The sequence below is a fragment of the Actinomadura sp. WMMB 499 genome (genome assembly GCF_008824145.1).
In the GTDB taxonomy this organism is placed as follows: domain Bacteria; phylum Actinomycetota; class Actinomycetes; order Streptosporangiales; family Streptosporangiaceae; genus Spirillospora.
Window position 1 is genome coordinate 7,736,257 of sequence record NZ_CP044407.1, and the last position, 18,288, is coordinate 7,754,544.

Below are 18,288 nucleotides of genomic sequence, written 5' to 3' on the forward strand. Positions count from 1 at the left end.
CGGCGCCCTTCGATGCGCCCTTCGATGCGCCCTTCGATCGTGCGCGGGCGCCTACTTCTTCTCGACGTCCTCCGGTTCCATCCCCGGCGCCGCCGGGACTCCCGCGGTGGGCGCGACCGAGTGGCCGGCGGTCCGCCGGTTGCGCCGCAGGCGCGCCTCCAGCCGGGTCGCCACCGCGCTCAGCGCCATGTTGATCCCGATGTAGATCACCGAGACCACGATGGCGGCGGCGAGCAGGTTCTGGTAGTTCGGGCCGACCACCTTGAAGCCCGCGTGGAGCAGGTCCTCGAAGGCGATGATGAACCCGAGCGCGGTGTCCTTCAGCAGCACCACGAGCTGGCTGACGATCGCGGGCATCATGGCCGTGACCGCCTGGGGGAGCAGCACCAGCCGCATGACCCCGTTCTTGCGCAGCCCGATCGAGTAGGCGGCCTCGGACTGCCCCTTGGGGATGGACAGCACGCCGGCCCGGATCACCTCGGCCAGGACGGAGCCGTTGTACAGCGTCAGGCCGAACACCAGCGCGGCGAACGCGGGAACGGTCACCACGCCGTAGTTGCTCTCGACGCCGAAGATGAACAGGAAGTTGTCCACGACGAGCCGCTGCGCCTGCCCGAGGGGCGACTCGGCGATGACGGGGCTGACCAGCGGCGGCGCGAAGAACGCCAGGAAGATCAGGATCAGCAGCGGGATGGCGCGGAAGAACTCCACCACCGCCCCGGCCGGTACCCGGATCCACCAGTGGTCCGACAGCCGGGCCAGCCCGAAGACCGCGCCGAACAGCAGCGCCAGCACCGACGCCACGGCCGCGGCCTTCAGCGTGTTCCAGAGCCCGGGCAGGATCAGGTTCGTCCAGACGTCGCCCCGCAGGAACGGCTCCCACAGTGCGGACCTGAACTGGTCGCGGTCGTTGAGCTTCCACACGACCGCCGCCGCGACGGCCAGCAGGAGGACGACCGAGACGACCGTCAGGAGCCGGTTGCGGGCCTCGGCCCTCGGCCCGGGGGCGTCGAAGAGGACGTTGGCTTCCCTGCTCATCGCGCCACCGCCATTCGCTTGGCCAGCCAGCCGAAGAAGAACCCGGTCGGCAGGGTGAGGACCATGAAGCCCGCCGCGATCGCGAGGAACAGGGGGATCGCGGGCGGCTGGCTGTTCGGGTCGTCGAACAGTTCGTACATCGCCAGCGCGGCCTCCGCGTACCCGGCGGCCATCACGACGGTGGTGTTCTTGATCATCGCGATGAGCGTGCTGCCCAGCGGCGCGATCACCGTCCGGAACGCCTGCGGCAGAATGATCATCCGCAGCGACTGGGTGAAGGTGAGCCCGATCGACCGGGCGGCCTCCGCCTGGCCGAGCGGGACGGTGTTGATACCCGAGCGCAGCACCTCGCAGACGAACGCCCCGGTGTAGAACGAGAGCCCGATGACCGCCCACCAGTACGCGTCGACGGTGTTGGTGTCGGAGAACTTGAGCTGCAGGGTGGTGGAGATGCCCAGGCTGCACAGCAGCAGGACCAGTGTCAGCGGCGTGTTGCGCACCACGTTGACGTAGACGGTGCCCACGACCCGCAGCAGCGGGATGGGGGCGACCCGGAACGATACGGCGATCGTCCCGATGACCATCGACAGCAGCGCCGACATCAGCGCCAGCCGGATGGTCCCCCAGAAGCCTTCGAGGATGCGATCGCCGTTCTCGAAGACCGGGCCGAAATCGAGGAGGCCGAGCAGGTCTTCCATGACACTCCAGCGTGGTCAGGGCCGCGCCGGCGCCCCGAGCGGACGGGACGCCGGCGCGGCGCGGCCGATCGGAACGGTCAGGCGCAGCCCTCGAACTGCGGAACCGTCGTCGTCGGCTTCAGGCCGGTGCCCGCGAACCACTTGTCCAGCAGCTGGGCGGCGGTGCCGTCCTCGTACATCTTGGTGATGGCCGCGTTGACGGCCTCGCAGGTCTCGGTGTCGCCCAGGCGCATGCCGACGCCGTACTTCTCGTCGGTGAAGGGGTCGTTGATGACCGAGAACTCGCCCTCCTGCTGCTTGGCGAAGCCCGCGAGGATCAGGTCGTCGGTGGTCACCGCGTCCAGGTCGCCGGCCTTCAGCTTCGCCACGCACTCGGAGTAGCTGGAGGCGGGCACCGGGGTGGCGTCGATGTCGAGCTTGCCGTCCGGCGGCGGGTCGATGACGCGCTTGTAGGAGTTCGATCCGGCCGCCTGGCAGAGCTTCTTGCCCTTGAGGTCGGCGGCCTTCTTGATCGAGTCGTCGTCGGCCCGGACCATGGTGTCCTGGTGGGCGACGTAGTACGGGCCGCCGAAGGACACCTGCTTCTTCCGGGAGTCCGTGATCGAGTAGGTGGCGAAGATCAGGTCGACCTGGCCGCCGGTGATGAAGGTCTCCCGGTTGGCCGAGCGGGTCTCCTTGAAGGTGATGCCGTCCTCGGGGACGCCCATCTCCTTGGCGACGTACTTGGCGACGTCGACGTCGAAGCCCTCGACGCCGCCGCTCGGCGTCTTCAGGCCGAGCGCCGGCTGGTCGTACTTGACGCCGATCGTGATCTTCTTGTTCTCCTTGACCCGGTCCACGATGCTCTGCGCATCGGTGGCCTCGGTGTCGCTGCCGCAGGCGCTCAGCACCAGCGCGAGCGCTGCGGCCGTGCCGATGGCGCCGCCGAAACGACGTACTCGCATGTCTCTTCCTCTGCTGTCAGGGCCGATGGGCTCGGTGCTTGCCGGTCGCGGGTGCCGGAAGTCAGTGGGTCAGGATCTTGGACAGGAAGTCCTTCGCGCGGTCGGTTCGCGCGTTGGTGAAGAACTCGTCCGGGGTGTTCTCCTCGACGATCTGGCCGTCCGCCATGAACACGACCTTGCGTGCCGCCTTCCGGGCGAACCCCATCTCGTGGGTGACGACGATCATCGTCATGCCGTCGCGGGCCAGGCCCGTCATGACGTCGAGCACCTCGTTGACCATCTCGGGGTCCAGTGCCGAGGTCGGCTCGTCGAAGAGCATCACCTTGGGCTTCATGGCGAGGGAGCGCGCGATCGCGGCGCGCTGCTGCTGCCCGCCGGAGAGCTGGGCGGGGTACTTGTGCGCCTGATTGCCGATGCCGACCCGTTCCAGCAGTTCCATGGCGTGCTTCTCGGAGTCCTGCTTGCCCTGCTTGCGGACCTTGGTCGGCCCGAGCGTGACGTTCTCGAGGATCGTCTTGTGGGCGAACAGGTTGAACGACTGGAACACCATGCCGACGTCCGAGCGGAGCTTCGCGAGCTCCTTGCCCTCCTTCGGCAGCTCCTTGCCGTCCACCGTGATCAAGCCGTCGTCGATGGGCTCCAGCCGGTTGATGGACCGGCACAGGGTCGACTTGCCGCCCCCGGACGGGCCGATGACGACGACGACCTCGCCGCGGTCCACGGTGAGGTTGATGTCGCGGAGAACGTGCAGATCGCCGAAGTGCTTGTTGACGTTCTCCATCACGACGAGGGGCCCGCCGCCCTGGGTCGTCCCCTGCGGGGCGGACTCGTCCGGCCCGTCGCCCTTGGTGAGCTCGGGCCCGCCTTCGCTGTCCGTCATGGGCTCGGACTTTACGACATGGAATTCGGAGAGCAAGTTTCCGCGTGGTACCGATACGATCACGAAAACCCATGTCGGGTAAGGGATGCGGGCCTCTCGGGTGTAACCGCTGGGGTGCAGGTGACCACGCCGGAGTCCCGTTCCGTGACGTGACGGTTACCTCCATGAGACCCGGGGCGGCGCGTACCCTGGGGACGTCATGAGTGCGCCTATGGAGATGGGCACCCGCACGTACGAGATCCGTACCTACGGGTGCCAGATGAACGTCCACGACTCGGAGCGGCTGTCCGGGCTCCTGGAGGACGCCGGGTACGTCCGCGCCGGCGAATCCGAGCCGGACGTGGTGGTGTTCAACACCTGCGCCGTCCGGGAGAACGCAGACAACCGCCTGTACGGGAACCTGGGGCACTTGCGTCCGGTGAAGGACGGGCACCCGGGCATGCAGATCGCGGTGGGCGGTTGCCTCGCGCAGAAGGACCGGGACGCCATCGTCAAGCGTGCCCCCTGGGTGGACGTCGTGTTCGGCACCCACAACATCGGGTCGCTTCCCGCGCTGCTGGAACGGTCGCGCGTGCAGAGCGAGGCGCAGGTCGAGATCGAAGAATCCCTGGTGACGTTCCCGTCGACTCTGCCGACCCGCCGGGAGTCCCCCTACGCGGCCTGGGTGTCGATCTCCGTGGGCTGCAACAACACGTGCACCTTCTGCATCGTGCCGTCCCTGCGCGGCAAGGAGAAGGACCGCCGTCCCGGCGAGATCCTCGCGGAGGTCGAGGCGCTGGTGGGCGAGGGGGTCCTCGAGGTCACGCTCCTGGGGCAGAACGTCAACGCCTACGGTTCGGGCTTCGGCGCCCTGGCGGCGGCACCGGACGAGGTGCGCGCGATGACGGCCGGCGGCGGTTCGGCCTTCGCGGGGCTGCTGCGCGCGGTCGGCCAGGTGGACGGCCTGGAGCGCGTCCGGTTCACCTCGCCGCACCCCAAGGACTTCACCGACGACGTCATCGCCGCCATGGCCGAGACCCCGAACGTGATGCCGTCGCTGCACATGCCTCTCCAGTCCGGCTCGGACGCGGTCCTGCGCGGCATGCGCCGTTCCTACCGGCAGGAGCGTTTCCTCGGCATCATCGACAAGGTCCGGGCGGCGATCCCGGACGCGGCGATCACCACCGACATCATCGTGGGGTTCCCCGGCGAGACCGACGCCGACTTCGAGGAGACCCTCCACGTCGTCCGGGAGGCGCGCTTCGCCTCGGCGTTCACCTTCCAGTACTCCAAGCGGCCCGGCACCCCGGCGGCCACCATGGACGGCCAGCTGCCGAAGGAGGTCGTGCAGGAGCGGTACGAGCGGCTCGTCGCGCTCCAGGAGGAGGTCTCCTGGGCGGAGAACAAGAAGCAGCTCGGCCGTACGCTCGAGGTCCTGGTCGCCGAGGGGGAGGGCCGCAAGGACGGCGAGACGCGCCGGCTGTCGGGCCGCGCCCGCGACAACCGCCTCGTGCACTTCCGGGCGCCCGACGAGCACGTCCGTCCCGGCGACATGGTCACCGTGGAGGTCACCTACGCCGCGCCGCACCACCTCGTCGCCGACCGCGCGGCGCGGTCCGTGCGGCGGACGCGCGCGGGCGACGCGTGGGAGGCGCGGCAGGGCGGCGGCGGCGCGCCGAAGGGCGTCGCGCTCGGGATGCCGTCGATCGGACGCCCCGCCCCGTCCGCCGAGCCGGTCGCGGCGCCCTCCGCCGGGCCGTCCGGACCGGGCTGCTCCACCTGCTCCTGAGGAGGCCGGTCACGTGCTCATCTCGGCGGCGGTGTGCCCGCACCCGCCCATCCTGGTGCCCGCCGTGGCGGGGGCGGCGGCGCGGGAGCTGGACGGGCTCCGCGCGGCCTGCGACGACGCCGTCGGCCGGCTGGTCGCCGCCGCGCCGGACGCGCTGGTCGTCGTGGGCGGCGCCCCGGAAACGGCCGCGTACGGGGACGGTGCCTACGCGACGCTCCGTCCGTACGGGCTCCCGTGGACGAGTCCGGACGCTCCGGGCAAGGGCGGGGAACCGCTGCCGCTGTCCCTGACGATCGGGCGCTGGCTGATCGAGCGGTCCGCCGATCCCGCGATGCGGGCGGCGGCCCGCCACGGACGACCCGGTGTGCGGTACCGCGCGGTGGCGTTCGACGCCCCGTCCGCGGAATGTCTGGCGCTCGGGCGTGAACTCGCCGCGTCGGCCGGCCGCGTCGCGCTGCTGGTGATGGGCGACGGGTCGGCGTGCCGTTCCGAGAAGGCGCCCGGCTATCTCGATGAGCGCGCGGCGCCGTACGACGAAGCCGTGGCGCGCGCGCTCGGCAAGGCCGACGCCGCCGCCCTGGCCGCGCTCGATCCCGGGACTTCCCGGGAGTTGCGGGCGGCCGGGCGGGCGGCGTGGCAGGTGCTGGCGGGGGCGGCCGCCGCCCGCGGGTTCGGCGGCGAGCTGCTCGCCGCCGAGGCGCCCTACGGGGTCGCGTACTTCGTCGCGTCCTGGACGGCGGCCCCTGCTCTGTAGCGGCCCCTGACCTGTGGCGGGCCGGTCCCGAGCGGGCCGGTCCCGGTGCGGGGCCGGCCGCGGATCAGGCGCGGCCCCCGGGGTCGTTCGGGCCCGGCTCGTCCATGCCGTGCCGGCCCTGCTCGGCCTGGCCCATGTCGCCGCCCATGTCACCGCGCCCCATGTCATCGCGGTTCATGTCGCCCTGGCCCTGCCGGTCGACGTAGTCGCCGGCCTTGTCCTGGGCCTTGTCGACCTTGTCCGCGTACTTGCCGCCCGTACGCTCGTCGATCATGTCCCCGGCCTTCTCCGTGCCCTGCTTGGCCTTGTCGGGGTGCTGCCCGAGCATGTTCTTGACCTTGTCGACGATGGACATTGGAAAATCCCCCCGGATCCCTCGTCTCGGACGGCGCCGCGCGATGTGCCCGCGCGACACCCGTACAACCCCGGCTATACCCGTTCTGTTGCCACAATTAAGCTCGTGACCTCTCCTGATGTGATCGCGGTCGTCGGCGCGACCGCCGCCGGCAAGTCCGACCTCGCCGTGGAGCTGGCCCTGCGGCTCGGCGGGGAGGCGGTCAACGCCGACTCGATGCAGCTGTACCGGGGCATGGACATCGGCACCGCCAAGCTCGCGCGCGACGAGATGCGCGGCGTCCCGCACCACCTCCTCGACGTCTGGGACGTGACGGCGACCGCGAGCGTCGCCGAGTACCAGCGGCTCGCGGCGGAGACGATCGGCGCGATCCGCGGGCGCGGGGGCGTCCCGGTCCTGGTCGGCGGGTCCGGGCTGTACGTGCGGGCGGCGGTCGACGAGATGGAGTTCCCGGGAACGGACCCGGCCGTCCGGGCGCGCCTCGAGGACGAGTTGGCCCGCGACGGGGCCGCCGTCCTGCACGCGCGCCTCCGTGGGGTCGACCCGGCGGCTGCGGAGGCGATCCTGCCGAGCAATGGACGCCGCATCGTCCGGGCACTGGAGGTCATCGAGATCACGGGGCGTCCGTTCACCGCCACCCTGCCCGAGCACAGGTACCGCTACGGGAGCGTCGTGCAGGTGGGCTTGAGCGTGCCCAGGGACGAGCTGGACGAGCGCATCGCCGTGCGGGTGCAGCGCATGTGGGACGCGGGCCTGGTCGACGAGGTCCGGGCACTGGAGAAGCGGGGCCTGCGGGACGGGCTGACCGCCGGGCGCGCCCTGGGGTACGCCCAGGTGCTGCGTTACCTCGCGGGGGAGTGGAGCGAGGAACAGGCCAAGGCGGACACCGTCCGCACCACGCGGCGTTTCGCGCGTCGGCAGGAGTCGTGGTTCCGGCGCGACCCGCGGGTGCACTGGCTCCCCTACGACGCCCCGGACCTCGTCCCGCGCGCGCTTGCGCTCGTCCAGATGTGAGGTGCCAGACATGAAGTGGCAGGTATGAGGTGGTCAGAGGGACGCACTCCGGGCGCGCTTTCGGCGCGCTCGCCGTCCCGGATCGATCGGGACAACTGTCCCTCTGCACCGGGACCCCTCCCCGCGTAACTTCTTTCTTGCACACCCTCTGGTGAATGGCCCGTACGGACCGAGATGGGAGCCTCGGTCCAGTGCGGTGCCAGAGGGCCGGTGGCGACCTTCTTGGCGGGGGGCGGTCACCGGCCCTCCCACCGGGTGGCGAGGCGCACGGGACGGCCGGAGCACGCGGCCCCGCGGAGCGATCCGCGAGGACGGCGGGGCGGGCCGCTTCAGGCGGCGCCGAGGGACCGGGCCCCGTCGACGGGCAGCCGGGCGCGGACGAGCGTGCCGCCCTTCGGACCGGGACCGACCGTGCAGGAACCGCCGAGTTCGGTCGCGCGCTCGCGCATCGACGCCATGCCGATCCCCGCGCGCATCCGCTCGGGCAGGCCCACGCCGTCGTCGTCCACCGTGACGTGCAGATCCCCGTTCAGGCTCAGCCGCACCTCCGCGGACCGCGCCCCGGCGTGCCGGTGCACGTTCGTCAGGGCCTCCTGGACGATCCGGTACGCGGCGACCTCGGCGGCGGCGGGCAGGCACCCGACGTCCCCTTCCACGTGCACGTCCACCCTGGGGCCGTCTCCGCCCGCGACGACGCCGCCGAGCGCCCGGATCGCCCCGGCCAGGCCCAGGTCGTCCAGTGCGGGCGGCCGCAGTCCCTGCACCAGCTCGCGGATGTCGCCGATCGTGCGGCCCATGGTCGTGCGCAGGTTCTCCAGCAGCGCGTCCGCGGCCTCCGGGTCGGTCCTGAGCGTGATGCGGGCCGCGTCGACCGTCATCGCGAGGCTCGCCAGCGTCGGCCCGAGCCCGTCGTGCAGGTCGCGGCGGAGGCGGCGGCGCTCGTCCTCCCGGGCCCGCAGGATGCGCTCCTTGGAGCGCTGCACGTCGGCGGCCAGCCGGGCCGCGTTCGCCAGCTCCGCGAGGTTGCGCGCCAGGATGCCCGACAGCCGCGCGTCCGGCGGGCGCGTGACGCCGAACCGCAGCCGTCCCACCGGCTCCCCGTGCCACACCAGCGGGATCAGGTGCGGCCGATCGCCGGGCGCGCCGTCCTCGGCGGAGATCGTCCGGCCGTCGCGGTCCAGCACCTCGATGACCACGCCCGTCGCGTGCAGCGCGGAGCGCGCCACCTCGGCGCCCACCGCCAGCGCGGCGCCCGGGTCGGCGGCGCTCTGCAGCCGCCGGTTGAGGCGGTCGGCGATCCGGTAGGGGTCGCGCTCGCCGTGCACCACCCGGTCGACCGTCCGCTGGATGCGCCGCCGCGCCGGCTCGAACAGCGCCCCCGCCGCGACGGCCCCAGCCAGCCCGGCCAGCGTGCCCTGCCCCGCGACGAGCATGCTCGTCATCCCGAGCAGCGCGAAGTAGACCCCGGTGATCACCACGGCGAGGCCCGCGTACACCAGCGTCCGGCTGACGACGAGGTCGATGTCGTACAGCCGGTACCGGGTGATGGCGATCGCGACGCAGATCGGGACGGCCACGATCGTGAGGCTGCGCATCGGATCGCCGATCGCGGTGTTCTCCCCGGCGTAGATGACCGCCTCGGCGAGCACGCCCGGGTAGACCACCCAGCCGATCTGCCGCCGCACGTCCGGAGCGGACCGGACGAACCGGACGACGACCGACAGCACCGCACCGGCGAGCGTGGCGAGGATCAGCGCGGCCACCGGCGGCGGGATCTCCGTGAACGGGTAGATCGACACGCCGTTGTGGAATCGGCGGGCGTCCGGATCGACCGTCAGGTGCACGCAGACCACGACCGGCACCAGGCAGGCCATGGCCAGGATCGGCCGGAACCGCGCCGACACCAGCCGCCCGTCCGGGAAGATCAGCGGCAGGACGAGCGTGAGCACGAACGTGTCGATCGCCCACAGCCAGGTGCCGAGCCACAGGAAGAACCCGGCCGCCGCCCATCCCCGCAGCTCGAGCCACGGTCCCAGGTTCAGCGCCAGCACGTACACGGCGGCGCTGACCCCGGCGCCCATCATCAGCCAGCCCACCCGCAGGCGGGGCCGGTGCCGCAGCAGCAGGGCCGCGACGCCCGTCCAGCACAGCGCGACGAGGATCTCGGGATGCCACCAGACCATCCGCAGGTCGGCGGGCAGCAGCCCGCCCACGGCCAGCGACGCGCCGACCAGGCCGGCCGCCCCGAGCGCGAGCAGCCACGCCGCGCGCCCCGCGCGCCCGGCCGCGCGGACGCCCGCCCCGCGACTCTGGGCCACCGTCACCATCCTGGGCTCCCGGGTCTGAAAAGTAATGGAATGTTAAAGCGTCCGGGTCACGGTCCTGCACCCATCAGCGCGTCCGTGTGCGGACAGCGTGGCCGCATCCGGCCGCGGCCGGGGTACGGCCGGGCGCACGGCGCCGGGTGTGCCGAGATGATAACCAGGCAAAACGGAAACTAGGTCAGAAAAGGCATGTCAGGGACTCATACGGAATCTGGCGAACATCTGCCAGAGACCGGGGGAGTTGGACGGGTGCCGTGCGGCCGGATGCGCGGGGGCGGGCGCGCGGGCACGGGACGCGTCGGTCGCGCACGTCGAGAGGCGGGACGGCCAGGGCTGGGTTTGCGCGGGCTGGGTCTGCGCGGGGTGCGGGTCCTCCTCAGTCCCCGGCCTGCCGCGCGTGACTGGCGTGCAGGCCCGCGAGCAGTCCGCGCGCGCCGCGGCCGATCTCGGCCGGGTCGACGTCGTCGAGGATGAGCCGTTGCAGGAGGAAGCCGGGAACCACGCCGAACAGGGCCTTCCCGGTGGCCACGACGTCGGTGTCGGCGGGCAGGAGGCCGGCGCCGACCAGCCGCCGCACGTACCGGATCCACGTCTCGCGCAGCGTGACGATGGTGGCGGCGACGTAGCGGCCGATTTCGGGGTCGTACAGGGCCAGGGCCCAGCCCTGCGGGGCCAGCCGGAGGATGCCGTCCTCCCCGGACATCTCGATGGCGCGCGTCGCGATCAGTTCGAGCACCTCGTCGGGCGGCGGGACCGGGTCGGCGTCCACGAGCTCCCTGAGGGAGGTGTGCAGGTCGCCGACGACGGTCGACAGGATCGCCTCGATGATCTCGTTCTTGCTCTTGAAGTACCGGTAGACGGCTCCGGCCGAGAGCCCGGCCTCCGCGAAGATGTCCTGCATCGACGTCGCGTGGACGCCCTGGCGGATGAAGCACGCGCGGGCCGCGTCCAGGATCTGCTTGCGGCGCCGCTCCAGGTGCTCCTCGCTGACTCTCGGCATGGAACCAATCTAAAACGAACGTTCGTTCTTGACAAGTCGCGCCACCGGGTGTGACGCTCGTAAAGAGAACGGACATCCGATTTTTTGGGAGCAGGTCGTGCACTCCTCACTCGCCAAGCGCACCGCCGGGGTCGCCCTCGGCGCCGCGCTCCTGCAGCTCCTGATGATCGTGGCCTTCACCTGGCCCGCCACCAGGACGGCCCCGCACGACGTGCCGATCGTCGTCGCCGGGCCCGCCGCCGAAGCGACGGCGGAACGGCTCGAGCGGGCGCGCCCCGGCGCGTTCGACATCGAGGTCCGGCCGGGCGCGGACGAGGCCCGCGCGGCGATCACCGACCGCGAGGCCTACGGCGCGATCGTCACCACCCCGGCGGGCCCGCGGGTGCTCACCGCGTCGGCCGCGTCCCCGATGGTGGCGCAGCAGCTGACCGCGCTCGCCGAGTCCCTGTCCGGGGCGCCGCGGGGCGCGCCCGTCGAGGACGTCGTCGCCACCGACCCGGACGACCCGCGCGGCTCCGGTCTCGCGACGCTGATCCTTCCGCTGGTCATGTCGTCGCTGGCCGCCGCGGTGCTGCTGACGTTCGCGGTGCCGAGCGCGGCGTGGCGGGCCGCGGGGGCGCTGCTGTTCGCCGTGCTCGGCGGCCTCGGCGTCGCGGGCGTCGCCTACGGCTGGCTCTCGCTCGTCCCCGGCCCCTACCTGCTGGTCGCCGGTGTCGTCGCGGCCACGATCGCGGCCGTGACCGCCGTCGTCGCGGGACTGGGCGCGGCGGTCGGACGGGCCGGCATCGGCCTCGGCGCGCTCACCTTCCTCCTGCTCGGCAACCCGACCTCCGGCGTGGCCACGGCGCCTGAGATGGTGCCGGAGCCCTGGGGCGCGATCGGGCAGCTGCTGCCGCCCGGCGCGGCGGGCACGTTCATCCGGTCGGCGCTCTTCTTCGACGGTGCGGGCGCGGGCGCCCCGCTCGCGGTGCTGCTGGGCTGGGCCGCCGTCGGTTTCGCGCTCCTGGGCGTGGCCACGTTCCGAACCGCCAAGCGGGAGGAGGCCCCCGACCGCGAGCCGGTGCCCGCCTGAACGAGAGTCGCCGTTCGCCCGTCCCGGTGCGTGATCGATCAGTAGCCTTATGTGACTCGATCGCATCGGAAGGGCGGACATGGCGGCGTTCCTGGCGCGCCGGACGGTACGGGCCGCGCTGCAGGCCGTGCTCGGCGCGAGTCTCGTGTACCTCCTGGCGGCCGCCGTGCTCGACCCCCGCGCCCACCTGGCGGGCCGCGTGCCGCGCCCGCCGGACGCCGTCCTCGACGCCCGGCTCGCCGGGCTCGGCCTCGACCCCCGCGTCCCGCCGTCCGCCCGCTACCGGGCCTGGGCGGCGGGCGTGCTGCGCGGTGACCTCGGCCGGACGCTCGACGGGCGGCCCGTCCGCGCCGAACTGCTCCGGCGGCTCGGTGTCAGCGTCCGCCTCGTCCTGCCCGGCGCGCTGGTCGGCTCCGTCCTCGGCGTCCTGCTCGGGGCCTGGGCCGCGGCGAGACGGGGGCGGGCCACGGACAGGGCCGTCTCCCTCCTCGCGTACGTGCTCGCCGCCGTCCCGGTGTTCGTGCTCGCGGTGCTCGTGCAGATCGCCGCGGCCCGGTTCGGCGACCACACGGGCGTCACGGTCGCCTGGACGGGAGAGGCGCCCGGCCGGCCCGACCACGTCCGGAACCTGCTGCTCCCCACCCTCGTGATCGCGCTCGCGCAATCCGCCGTCGTCGCCCGCTACCAGCGCGGCCTCGTCCTGGACGTGCTGAACGCCGGGTTCGTTCGCGCCGCCCGCGCGAAGGGCCTGCGCCACCGCCGTGCGCTGCTCCGGCACGCCCTGCCGCCCGCGCTGATCCCGATGACCGCATACGTCCCGCAGACCGCCGCGGCACTGCTGCTCGGTGGCATGTTCGTCGAGCGGGTGTTCGCGCGGCACGGGCTCGGCGAGTGGCTCGCGCAGTCGGTCGCCCGCGGCGACGTCAACGCGGTCGCCGCCGTCGGCTGCCTCGTCGCCTGCGCGGTACCGGCCGCCGTGCTGGCCGCGGACGTCCTGCACGGGCTCCTCGACCCGCGCGCCCGCGCCGCCTGATGCGCCGCACCGCCGCGGGCCTGTGCCTGCTCGCCGCGCTCGTCCTGCTCGCCCTCGCCGGACCAACGCTCTCGCCGTGGGCGTGGGACGAGATCGACTTCACGGCGTTCGGAGCGCCCCCGTCACGACGCCACTGGCTCGGCACAACCCAGAACGGCCGGGACGTGTTCGCCGTGACCGTCCACGCGCTCCGCAGGTCCCTGCTCGTCGGCTTCGGCGTCGCCGTGCTCGCGACGCTCCTGGCCGCCCTCGTCGGAACCGCGGCGGGATACGCCGGCGGGTGGGCGGACCGCGCGCTCATGTGGGCGGCCGACCTGCTGATCGTCCTGCCGCCGTTCCTCGTCGTGGCCGTCCTGGCGCCCCGGACGGACGGCGGCGCTCTCGCGCTCGTCGCCGTCCTCGCCGCGCTGCTCTGGACGAGCACCGCCCGGATGGTGCGGGCGCTGGCCCGCACGCTGCGCGAACGCGAGTACGTCCGGGCGGCCCGGCTCGGCGGGGTGAGCGCGCCGCGGACGGTCGTCCGGCACGTCCTGCCGCAGCTCGCGTCGCTGCTCGCGGTGGACGCGGGCCTGAACGTCGGGGCCGCGATCATCGCCGAGAGCGGGCTGGCCCACCTCGGGTTCGGGGCGCCCCCGCCCGCCGTCTCGCTCGGCACCCTGATCGCCGACGCCGGCGCGGGCGTCCTCGCGTTCCCCTGGCGGTTCGGCTTCCCCGCCGCGCTCCTGATCCTGGTCGCCGTGGCCGCGAACCTGCTCGCCGACGGCCTGCGCGACGTCCTCGACCCCGCCACGCGGTGACGGCGCTGCGAGTCGCGGACCTGCGGGTCCGCCACGCGCCGGGCGTCCGCGCCGTGCGCGGTGTGGACTTCGAAGTCGGTCCGGGCGAGACGCTGGGCGTCGTCGGCGCGTCCGGCTCCGGCAAGACCGCCCTCGCGCTCGCCGTGCTGGGCCTGCTCCCGGACGGCGCGCGGGCCGAAGGCTCGGTGCGGCTGCACGGCCGGGAACTCCTCGGACGCCCCGACGCGGAGCTGTCCCGGATACGCGGCAGGCACCTGGCGATGGTGTTCCAGGACCCCTCCCTCGACCCCTTCCGCACCGTCGGCGCCCAGGTCGCGGAGGCCGTCCGCGTCCACCGGCGCGCCGGGCGGGCCGCGGCCCGTGCGCGCGCCGCCGAACTTCTCGACCTGGTGGGCGTCCCGGCAGCCGCCAAGCGCGCGCGGGCCTACCCCCACGAGCTTTCGGGCGGCATGCAGAGGCGCGTGCTCATCGCGATGGCGCTGGCCAACGACCCGTCCGTCCTCATCGCCGACGAGCCCACCGCCGGCCTCGACGTCGCCGTCCAGGCGCAGGTCCTGGACGTGCTGCGCACCGCACGGGCGTCCGGCACGGCGACCGTCCTCATCGCGCACGACCTCGGCGTCGTCGCGGGCATCGCCGACCGCGTCCTGGTCATGGACGCGGGGCGCGCCGTCGAGCAGGGGCCGGTCGAGGAGGTCTACCGGAGGCCCCGGGCCCCGCGCACGGTCGCCCTCCTGCGATCGGCGCCGCGCATCGCCGAGGTCCCGGACCGCGCCCGCCCGTCCGGTCCCGTCGTGCTGGCCGTGGCGGGGCTGGCCCGCCGCCACGGGGCGGTCCGCGCGGTGGACGGCGTCACGTTCGACGTCCGGCGGGCGGAGACGCTCGCGCTGGTGGGGGAGTCGGGCTGCGGCAAGACGACCACCCTGATGGAGATCCTGCGCCTGGCCCGCCCGCAACGCGGCCGCGTGACCGTCCTCGGTGCGGACACCGCCGCGCTGCGCCGCGCACGCCGCAGGGAGCTGCGCCGCGACGTGCAGCCGGTCTTCCAGGACCCGCTCGCTTCGCTCAGCCCTCGCATGCGCGTCCGCGCCATCATCGCCGAACCGCTCACCGCGTACCGCCTGCCCGCCCGGGAACGCGTCCGGGAACTCCTGGACCTCGTGGGGCTGGAACCGGCCCACGCGGACCGCCACCCGCACGAACTGTCGGGCGGGCAGAGGCAGCGCGTGGCCATCGCCAGGGCACTCGCCCTGGAACCACGCCTACTCCTACTGGACGAACCCGTGGCGGCGCTCGACACGACCGTCCAGGCCGACGTTCTTAACCTCCTGCGGGACCTCCAGTCCCGGCTGGGCCTCGCCTACGTCTTCGTCGCCCACGACCTCGGTGTCGTGCATCGCATCGCCGATCGGGTCGCGGTCATGCACATGGGCCGGATCGTCGAACTCGGCTCGTCCGGCGAGATCTACCGGGCGCCTGCACATCCGTACACGCGCGCGCTCCTGGACGCCGTCCCGATCCCCGATCCGGTCCTCGAGCGCGCGCGCCCCCGCGTCGTCCTGCACGGCGACGCCCCCGATCCGTCGAACCCGCCCGATGGCTGCCGCTTCCGTCCCCGATGCCCGCTCTATCCCGCGCTCGCCCCCGTGCAGCGCACCCCGTGCGACGCATCGGACCCGCAACCTCGCACCACCGGCCGTCCCGACCACCGCGCCGCCTGCCACCACCCGTTGCCCACGCCGCGAGCCCGCGATTGAGCTGCGATGTCCCGCCGAGCCCCCGTGCCCCCAGCCCCCAGCCCCCAGCCCCCGTGCCCCGTCCCCGAGCCCCGTTCCCTGGAGCCCCCGAGCCCAGTCCCTCGTCCCTCGGTCTCCGTCCCCCGTCCCTCGGTCTCCGTCCCTCGATCCCCGTCCCTCGATCCCCGAGCCCCGGTCCCCGAGCCCCGTCCCCTGGAGCCTCTTTCGATGACGCACCACGAGTTCGATCCGTTCGCACCGCGAAGGGATGGCCGCATCCGCCGTCCGGACATGGCGGGTGTGGGTGAACGAACCTTGCCGCGCCGGCCCGGCGCCGCACCGTCGGGAGCGTCCGAACGTCACCCGGGCCGCCGTCCGAGCAGGCGAGGACAGGCGGCGCCCGGCCGTGCGCGGTCGGCGGTCGTCGCCGTGGTCCTCGTGCTGCCCGTCCTGTGCGGGGGCGCGGGGTGCACCGGGAACGACGCGGGGGAAGGGGCGGCGTCCGGAGCGTTGCCCCTGTCGGACGTCAACCCGGTGCCGCGCGAGCGCGTGCGGGACGGGGGCACTCTGCACTGGGCGTTGCCGGAGTTTCCGTCGCAGTGGAACTTTCACCACCTGAACGGGAAAACGGGAGCGGCCGACCGGGTGCTGCAAGGCGCCTTGCCGTACCTCATGCGCGCGGACGAGAAAGGCGTGGTGCATCCCGTTCCGGAGTACCTTCGCTCGGCCGAGGTAAAGCGCACCGGGCGCGGGCAGACGGTCGTCTACCGGCTCAACCCCGAGGCGCGCTGGTCGGACGGGCGGTCCATCGGGTACCGCGATTTCGCCGTGCAGGCGCGCGCGCTGTCCGGGCGGGATCCGCGGTACGAGATCGCCGACGACACCGGGTACCGGCGGATCGAGCGAGTCGAACGCGGGGCGGACGAGCACGTGGTCGAGGTCGTCTTCTCGCGGCCGTACGCGGACTGGCGGCGGCTGTTCGGCCCGCTGTACCCGGCCGCGGCCTACGACGACCCGCGCGCGTTCAACACCGGGTGGCTCGACCGGGTGCCGGTCACCGCCGGTCCGTTCCGGCTTGGGGGAATCGACCGGACGGGCCAGGTGGTCACGCTCGTGCGCGATCCGGCCTGGTGGGGACGGTCCGCGAAGCTCGACCGGATCGTGTACCGGGCGATGGACGCTGCGGCGATGCCGGGCGCGTTCGCCAACCGGGAGATCGACCTGATGGAGGTCGGGCTGGACGCGGGGGCGCTGCGGCGGGTGCGGCGGGCGGACGGCGCCGAGGTGCGCCGGGCGGCGGGTCCGGACCGGCGGGTCCTCACGCTCAACGCGGCCGGGCCGATCCTGTCGGACCCGCGGGTCCGGCTCGCCGTGCTGCTCGGCATCGAGCGGGAGACGATCGCCCGGTCCGACCTCGCGGGTCTCGGCGTTCCGGTGCGGACGCTCGGCAACCACTTCTACGTCGGCACCCAGGAGGGCTACCGCGACAACTCGGGAACACTCGGGCGCCCGGATCCGGCGCGGGCCGTCCGGCTCCTGGAGGAGGCCGGCTGGGCGAAGCGGGGACGGTACCGCGTCAAGGACGGGCGGACGCTCGCCCTTCGGTTCGTCATCGCGGCGGGGCAGCCGATCGGGAAACGAGAGGCGGAACTGGCGCGCGCGCTGCTCGAACGCATCGGCGTCCGGGTGGACATCGACCCCGTCCCGTCCGGCGACCTGTACGGCCGTCACGTCACGCGGGGCGACTTCGACGTCGTCGCGTTCTCGTGGCTCGGGACACCGTTTCCGGTGTCGTCGATGAGGGCGGTCTACGCACGTCCACGCGAGGGGAGGGCCCGGCAGAACTATTCGGGGGGCGGGACCGCGGCCATCGACGCGGCCCTGGAGCGTGCCGTGGCGGGGAAGGGATCGGAGGTTCACGTCCTTGTGAACCGTGCCGATCGGCTCATCTGGCGGGAGGCGCTCGTCCTTCCGCTGTACCAGCGTCCCCAGCTCGTCGCCGCGCGCGCGGACCTGGCCAACATCGGCGCCTGCGGTTTCCTCCAGCCCGCCTACGAGGACATCGGGTTCGCCTAGGACGCGTAGGGGAGTTCGATGCCCTTGCGGTCGCTGGTGTAGCGGGCGTTCCACACGTACAGCTTCAGGTCGCTCGCCGATACGCCGTCCTGCACCGGGAGGTCGGAGGCGATCCGCACCACGTAGGACGCGCCCGCGGGCATCATCTGGGTGCCGGCCTCCTCGAACGGGGGGTCGGACCGGTCGACGCGGGCGATGATCTCGCTGTGGTTGGGAAGCGTGCACATGGCGTCGGGGATGCCCACCTGCGGCATGCAGCGCTCCCGCGCGTCCTCCGGCACCTGCTCCCGGGGCATGAACAGGTCGGCGGGGAAGTCCAGCAGGACGGGACGGCGCTGGGTGTTCGTCAGGACGTAGTCGGCGTAGGCGTACGTCGTCCCCGAGGGGGGAGCCTCGGTCGCGCCGAGCGGCTTCGCGTCCGTCCCGGACCGGACGGCCGCGAGGCTGTAGCCGTACCCCTCCGGTGTGGTGAAGCTCACGGCCGCGCCGGTCTCCGGCGCGGGCCGCGAGGCGACCGGCGGGGTCGCGGCGCCCGCGCCGCTCGCCTGGGACGGCCGCGAACCGCCGCCGTCGGTGTCCGAGCCCGGCCGCAGGACGACGATCCCGGCGGCGATCACGGCGATCCCGACCGCTCCGGTGAGGGCCCCGGCGAGGCCGAGCCGGCCCGCGCCCGCCCGTTCGGGTTTGCGCCGCCGGCGTCCCGCGGACCGCGGCCCGTTGCTGTACGACATGGTCTCCGTGCTCCCCTCAGCCCGTTGCGTCCTGATCGGTAAGCGCGTGCTGCCTGTGGGTGGCCAGT

General features: G+C 73.2%; 16 protein-coding genes. 8 read left to right on the top strand and 8 right to left on the bottom strand.

Annotation, left to right across the window (positions count from 1 at the left end; translation table 11 throughout):
• Nucleotides 1-51: 51 nt before the first annotated feature.
• From F7P10_RS35200 to F7P10_RS35215, 4 genes are all read right to left on the bottom strand, one after another.
• On the bottom strand, nt 52-1,038 hold the full coding sequence (locus F7P10_RS35200; RefSeq protein WP_151016185.1) for an amino acid ABC transporter permease: 987 nt from the start codon (nt 1,036-1,038) through the stop codon (nt 52-54).
• On the bottom strand, nt 1,035-1,736 hold the full coding sequence (locus F7P10_RS35205; RefSeq protein WP_151016187.1) for an amino acid ABC transporter permease: 702 nt from the start codon (nt 1,734-1,736) through the stop codon (nt 1,035-1,037). Before F7P10_RS35205 ends, F7P10_RS35200 begins: the two co-directional genes overlap by 4 nt.
• 77 nt (nt 1,737-1,813) lie before the next feature.
• Nucleotides 1,814-2,680 (bottom strand): glutamate ABC transporter substrate-binding protein, encoded by an 867-nt coding sequence (locus tag F7P10_RS35210; RefSeq protein ID WP_151016401.1) that lies wholly within the window; start codon nt 2,678-2,680, stop codon nt 1,814-1,816.
• Between the two features lie 61 nt (nt 2,681-2,741).
• On the bottom strand, nt 2,742-3,461 hold the full coding sequence (locus F7P10_RS35215; protein WP_254716833.1) for an amino acid ABC transporter ATP-binding protein: 720 nt from the start codon (nt 3,459-3,461) through the stop codon (nt 2,742-2,744).
• A gap of 310 nt (nt 3,462-3,771) precedes the next feature.
• Between F7P10_RS35215 and miaB the strand changes: the two genes are divergently transcribed.
• Nucleotides 3,772-5,328 carry a tRNA (N6-isopentenyl adenosine(37)-C2)-methylthiotransferase MiaB gene (gene miaB, locus F7P10_RS35220; RefSeq protein ID WP_151018481.1) on the top strand — a complete coding sequence of 519 codons (1,557 nt, stop codon included), beginning with the start codon at nt 3,772-3,774 and terminating at the stop codon, nt 5,326-5,328.
• A gap of 13 nt (nt 5,329-5,341) precedes the next feature.
• Nucleotides 5,342-6,082 (top strand): hypothetical protein, encoded by a 741-nt coding sequence (locus F7P10_RS35225; RefSeq protein WP_151016402.1) that lies wholly within the window; start codon nt 5,342-5,344, stop codon nt 6,080-6,082.
• Nucleotides 6,083-6,146: 64 nt separating this feature from the next.
• Here the strand turns inward: F7P10_RS35225 and F7P10_RS35230 are convergent, their stop codons facing one another.
• On the bottom strand, nt 6,147-6,437 hold the full coding sequence (locus tag F7P10_RS35230; RefSeq protein WP_151016403.1) for an antitoxin: 291 nt from the start codon (nt 6,435-6,437) through the stop codon (nt 6,147-6,149).
• Nucleotides 6,438-6,557: 120 nt separating this feature from the next.
• Here F7P10_RS35230 and miaA point away from each other — a divergent pair, with 120 nt between their 5' ends.
• Nucleotides 6,558-7,451 carry a tRNA (adenosine(37)-N6)-dimethylallyltransferase MiaA gene (gene miaA, locus F7P10_RS35235; protein ID WP_151018482.1) on the top strand — a complete coding sequence of 298 codons (894 nt, stop codon included), beginning with the start codon at nt 6,558-6,560 and terminating at the stop codon, nt 7,449-7,451.
• Nucleotides 7,452-7,780: 329 nt separating this feature from the next.
• On the opposite strand, the gene F7P10_RS35240 is transcribed toward miaA, so the two are convergent.
• The gene (locus tag F7P10_RS35240) at nt 7,781-9,769 is read right to left on the bottom strand and encodes a sensor histidine kinase (RefSeq protein WP_254716183.1); all 1,989 of its coding nucleotides are present in this window, start codon (nt 9,767-9,769) and stop codon (nt 7,781-7,783) included.
• Between the two features lie 382 nt (nt 9,770-10,151).
• Nucleotides 10,152-10,775 (bottom strand): TetR/AcrR family transcriptional regulator, encoded by a 624-nt coding sequence (locus F7P10_RS35245; RefSeq protein WP_151016405.1) that lies wholly within the window; start codon nt 10,773-10,775, stop codon nt 10,152-10,154.
• A gap of 97 nt (nt 10,776-10,872) precedes the next feature.
• On the opposite strand from F7P10_RS35245, the gene F7P10_RS35250 reads away from it, so the two are divergent.
• From F7P10_RS35250 to F7P10_RS35270, 5 genes are all read left to right on the top strand, one after another.
• Nucleotides 10,873-11,847, top strand: a complete 975-nt coding sequence (locus tag F7P10_RS35250) for a hypothetical protein (RefSeq protein ID WP_218040230.1) — start codon at nt 10,873-10,875, stop codon at nt 11,845-11,847.
• Nucleotides 11,848-11,926: 79 nt separating this feature from the next.
• Nucleotides 11,927-12,880 carry an ABC transporter permease gene (locus F7P10_RS35255; RefSeq protein WP_151016406.1) on the top strand — a complete coding sequence of 318 codons (954 nt, stop codon included), beginning with the start codon at nt 11,927-11,929 and terminating at the stop codon, nt 12,878-12,880.
• The gene (locus F7P10_RS35260; RefSeq protein ID WP_151016407.1) at nt 12,880-13,677 is read left to right on the top strand and encodes an ABC transporter permease; all 798 of its coding nucleotides are present in this window, start codon (nt 12,880-12,882) and stop codon (nt 13,675-13,677) included. Before F7P10_RS35255 ends, F7P10_RS35260 begins: the two co-directional genes overlap by 1 nt.
• On the top strand, nt 13,674-15,434 hold the full coding sequence (locus F7P10_RS35265) for an ABC transporter ATP-binding protein (protein WP_151016408.1): 1,761 nt from the start codon (nt 13,674-13,676) through the stop codon (nt 15,432-15,434). Before F7P10_RS35260 ends, F7P10_RS35265 begins: the two co-directional genes overlap by 4 nt.
• 408 nt (nt 15,435-15,842) lie before the next feature.
• A complete protein-coding gene (locus tag F7P10_RS35270; protein WP_254716184.1) occupies nt 15,843-17,489 on the top strand; it encodes an ABC transporter family substrate-binding protein in 1,647 nt (548 codons plus the stop codon).
• Here F7P10_RS35270 and F7P10_RS35275 read toward each other — a convergent pair.
• Nucleotides 17,486-18,220, bottom strand: a complete 735-nt coding sequence (locus tag F7P10_RS35275; RefSeq protein ID WP_151016410.1) for a hypothetical protein — start codon at nt 18,218-18,220, stop codon at nt 17,486-17,488. The two genes, F7P10_RS35270 and F7P10_RS35275, sit on opposite strands and share 4 nt — an antisense overlap.
• Nucleotides 18,221-18,288 lie beyond the last annotated feature (68 nt).

Bases quoted from the DNA above. Each gene is read 5' to 3' on its own strand.
- F7P10_RS35210 (WP_151016401.1), bottom strand. From the start codon at position 2,680: ATGCGAGTACGTCGTTTCGGCGGCGCCATCGGCACGGCCGCAGCGCTC.
- F7P10_RS35255 (WP_151016406.1), top strand. From the start codon at position 11,927: ATGGCGGCGTTCCTGGCGCGCCGGACGGTACGGGCCGCGCTGCAGGCC.
- F7P10_RS35200 (WP_151016185.1), bottom strand. From the start codon at position 1,038: ATGAGCAGGGAAGCCAACGTCCTCTTCGACGCCCCCGGGCCGAGGGCC.
- F7P10_RS35230 (WP_151016403.1), bottom strand. From the start codon at position 6,437: ATGTCCATCGTCGACAAGGTCAAGAACATGCTCGGGCAGCACCCCGAC.
- F7P10_RS35245 (WP_151016405.1), bottom strand. From the start codon at position 10,775: ATGCCGAGAGTCAGCGAGGAGCACCTGGAGCGGCGCCGCAAGCAGATC.
- F7P10_RS35215 (WP_254716833.1), bottom strand. From the start codon at position 3,461: ATGGAGAACGTCAACAAGCACTTCGGCGATCTGCACGTTCTCCGCGAC.
- F7P10_RS35275 (WP_151016410.1), bottom strand. From the start codon at position 18,220: ATGTCGTACAGCAACGGGCCGCGGTCCGCGGGACGCCGGCGGCGCAAA.
- miaB (WP_151018481.1), top strand. From the start codon at position 3,772: ATGGAGATGGGCACCCGCACGTACGAGATCCGTACCTACGGGTGCCAG.
- F7P10_RS35205 (WP_151016187.1), bottom strand. From the start codon at position 1,736: ATGGAAGACCTGCTCGGCCTCCTCGATTTCGGCCCGGTCTTCGAGAAC.
- F7P10_RS35260 (WP_151016407.1), top strand. From the start codon at position 12,880: ATGCGCCGCACCGCCGCGGGCCTGTGCCTGCTCGCCGCGCTCGTCCTG.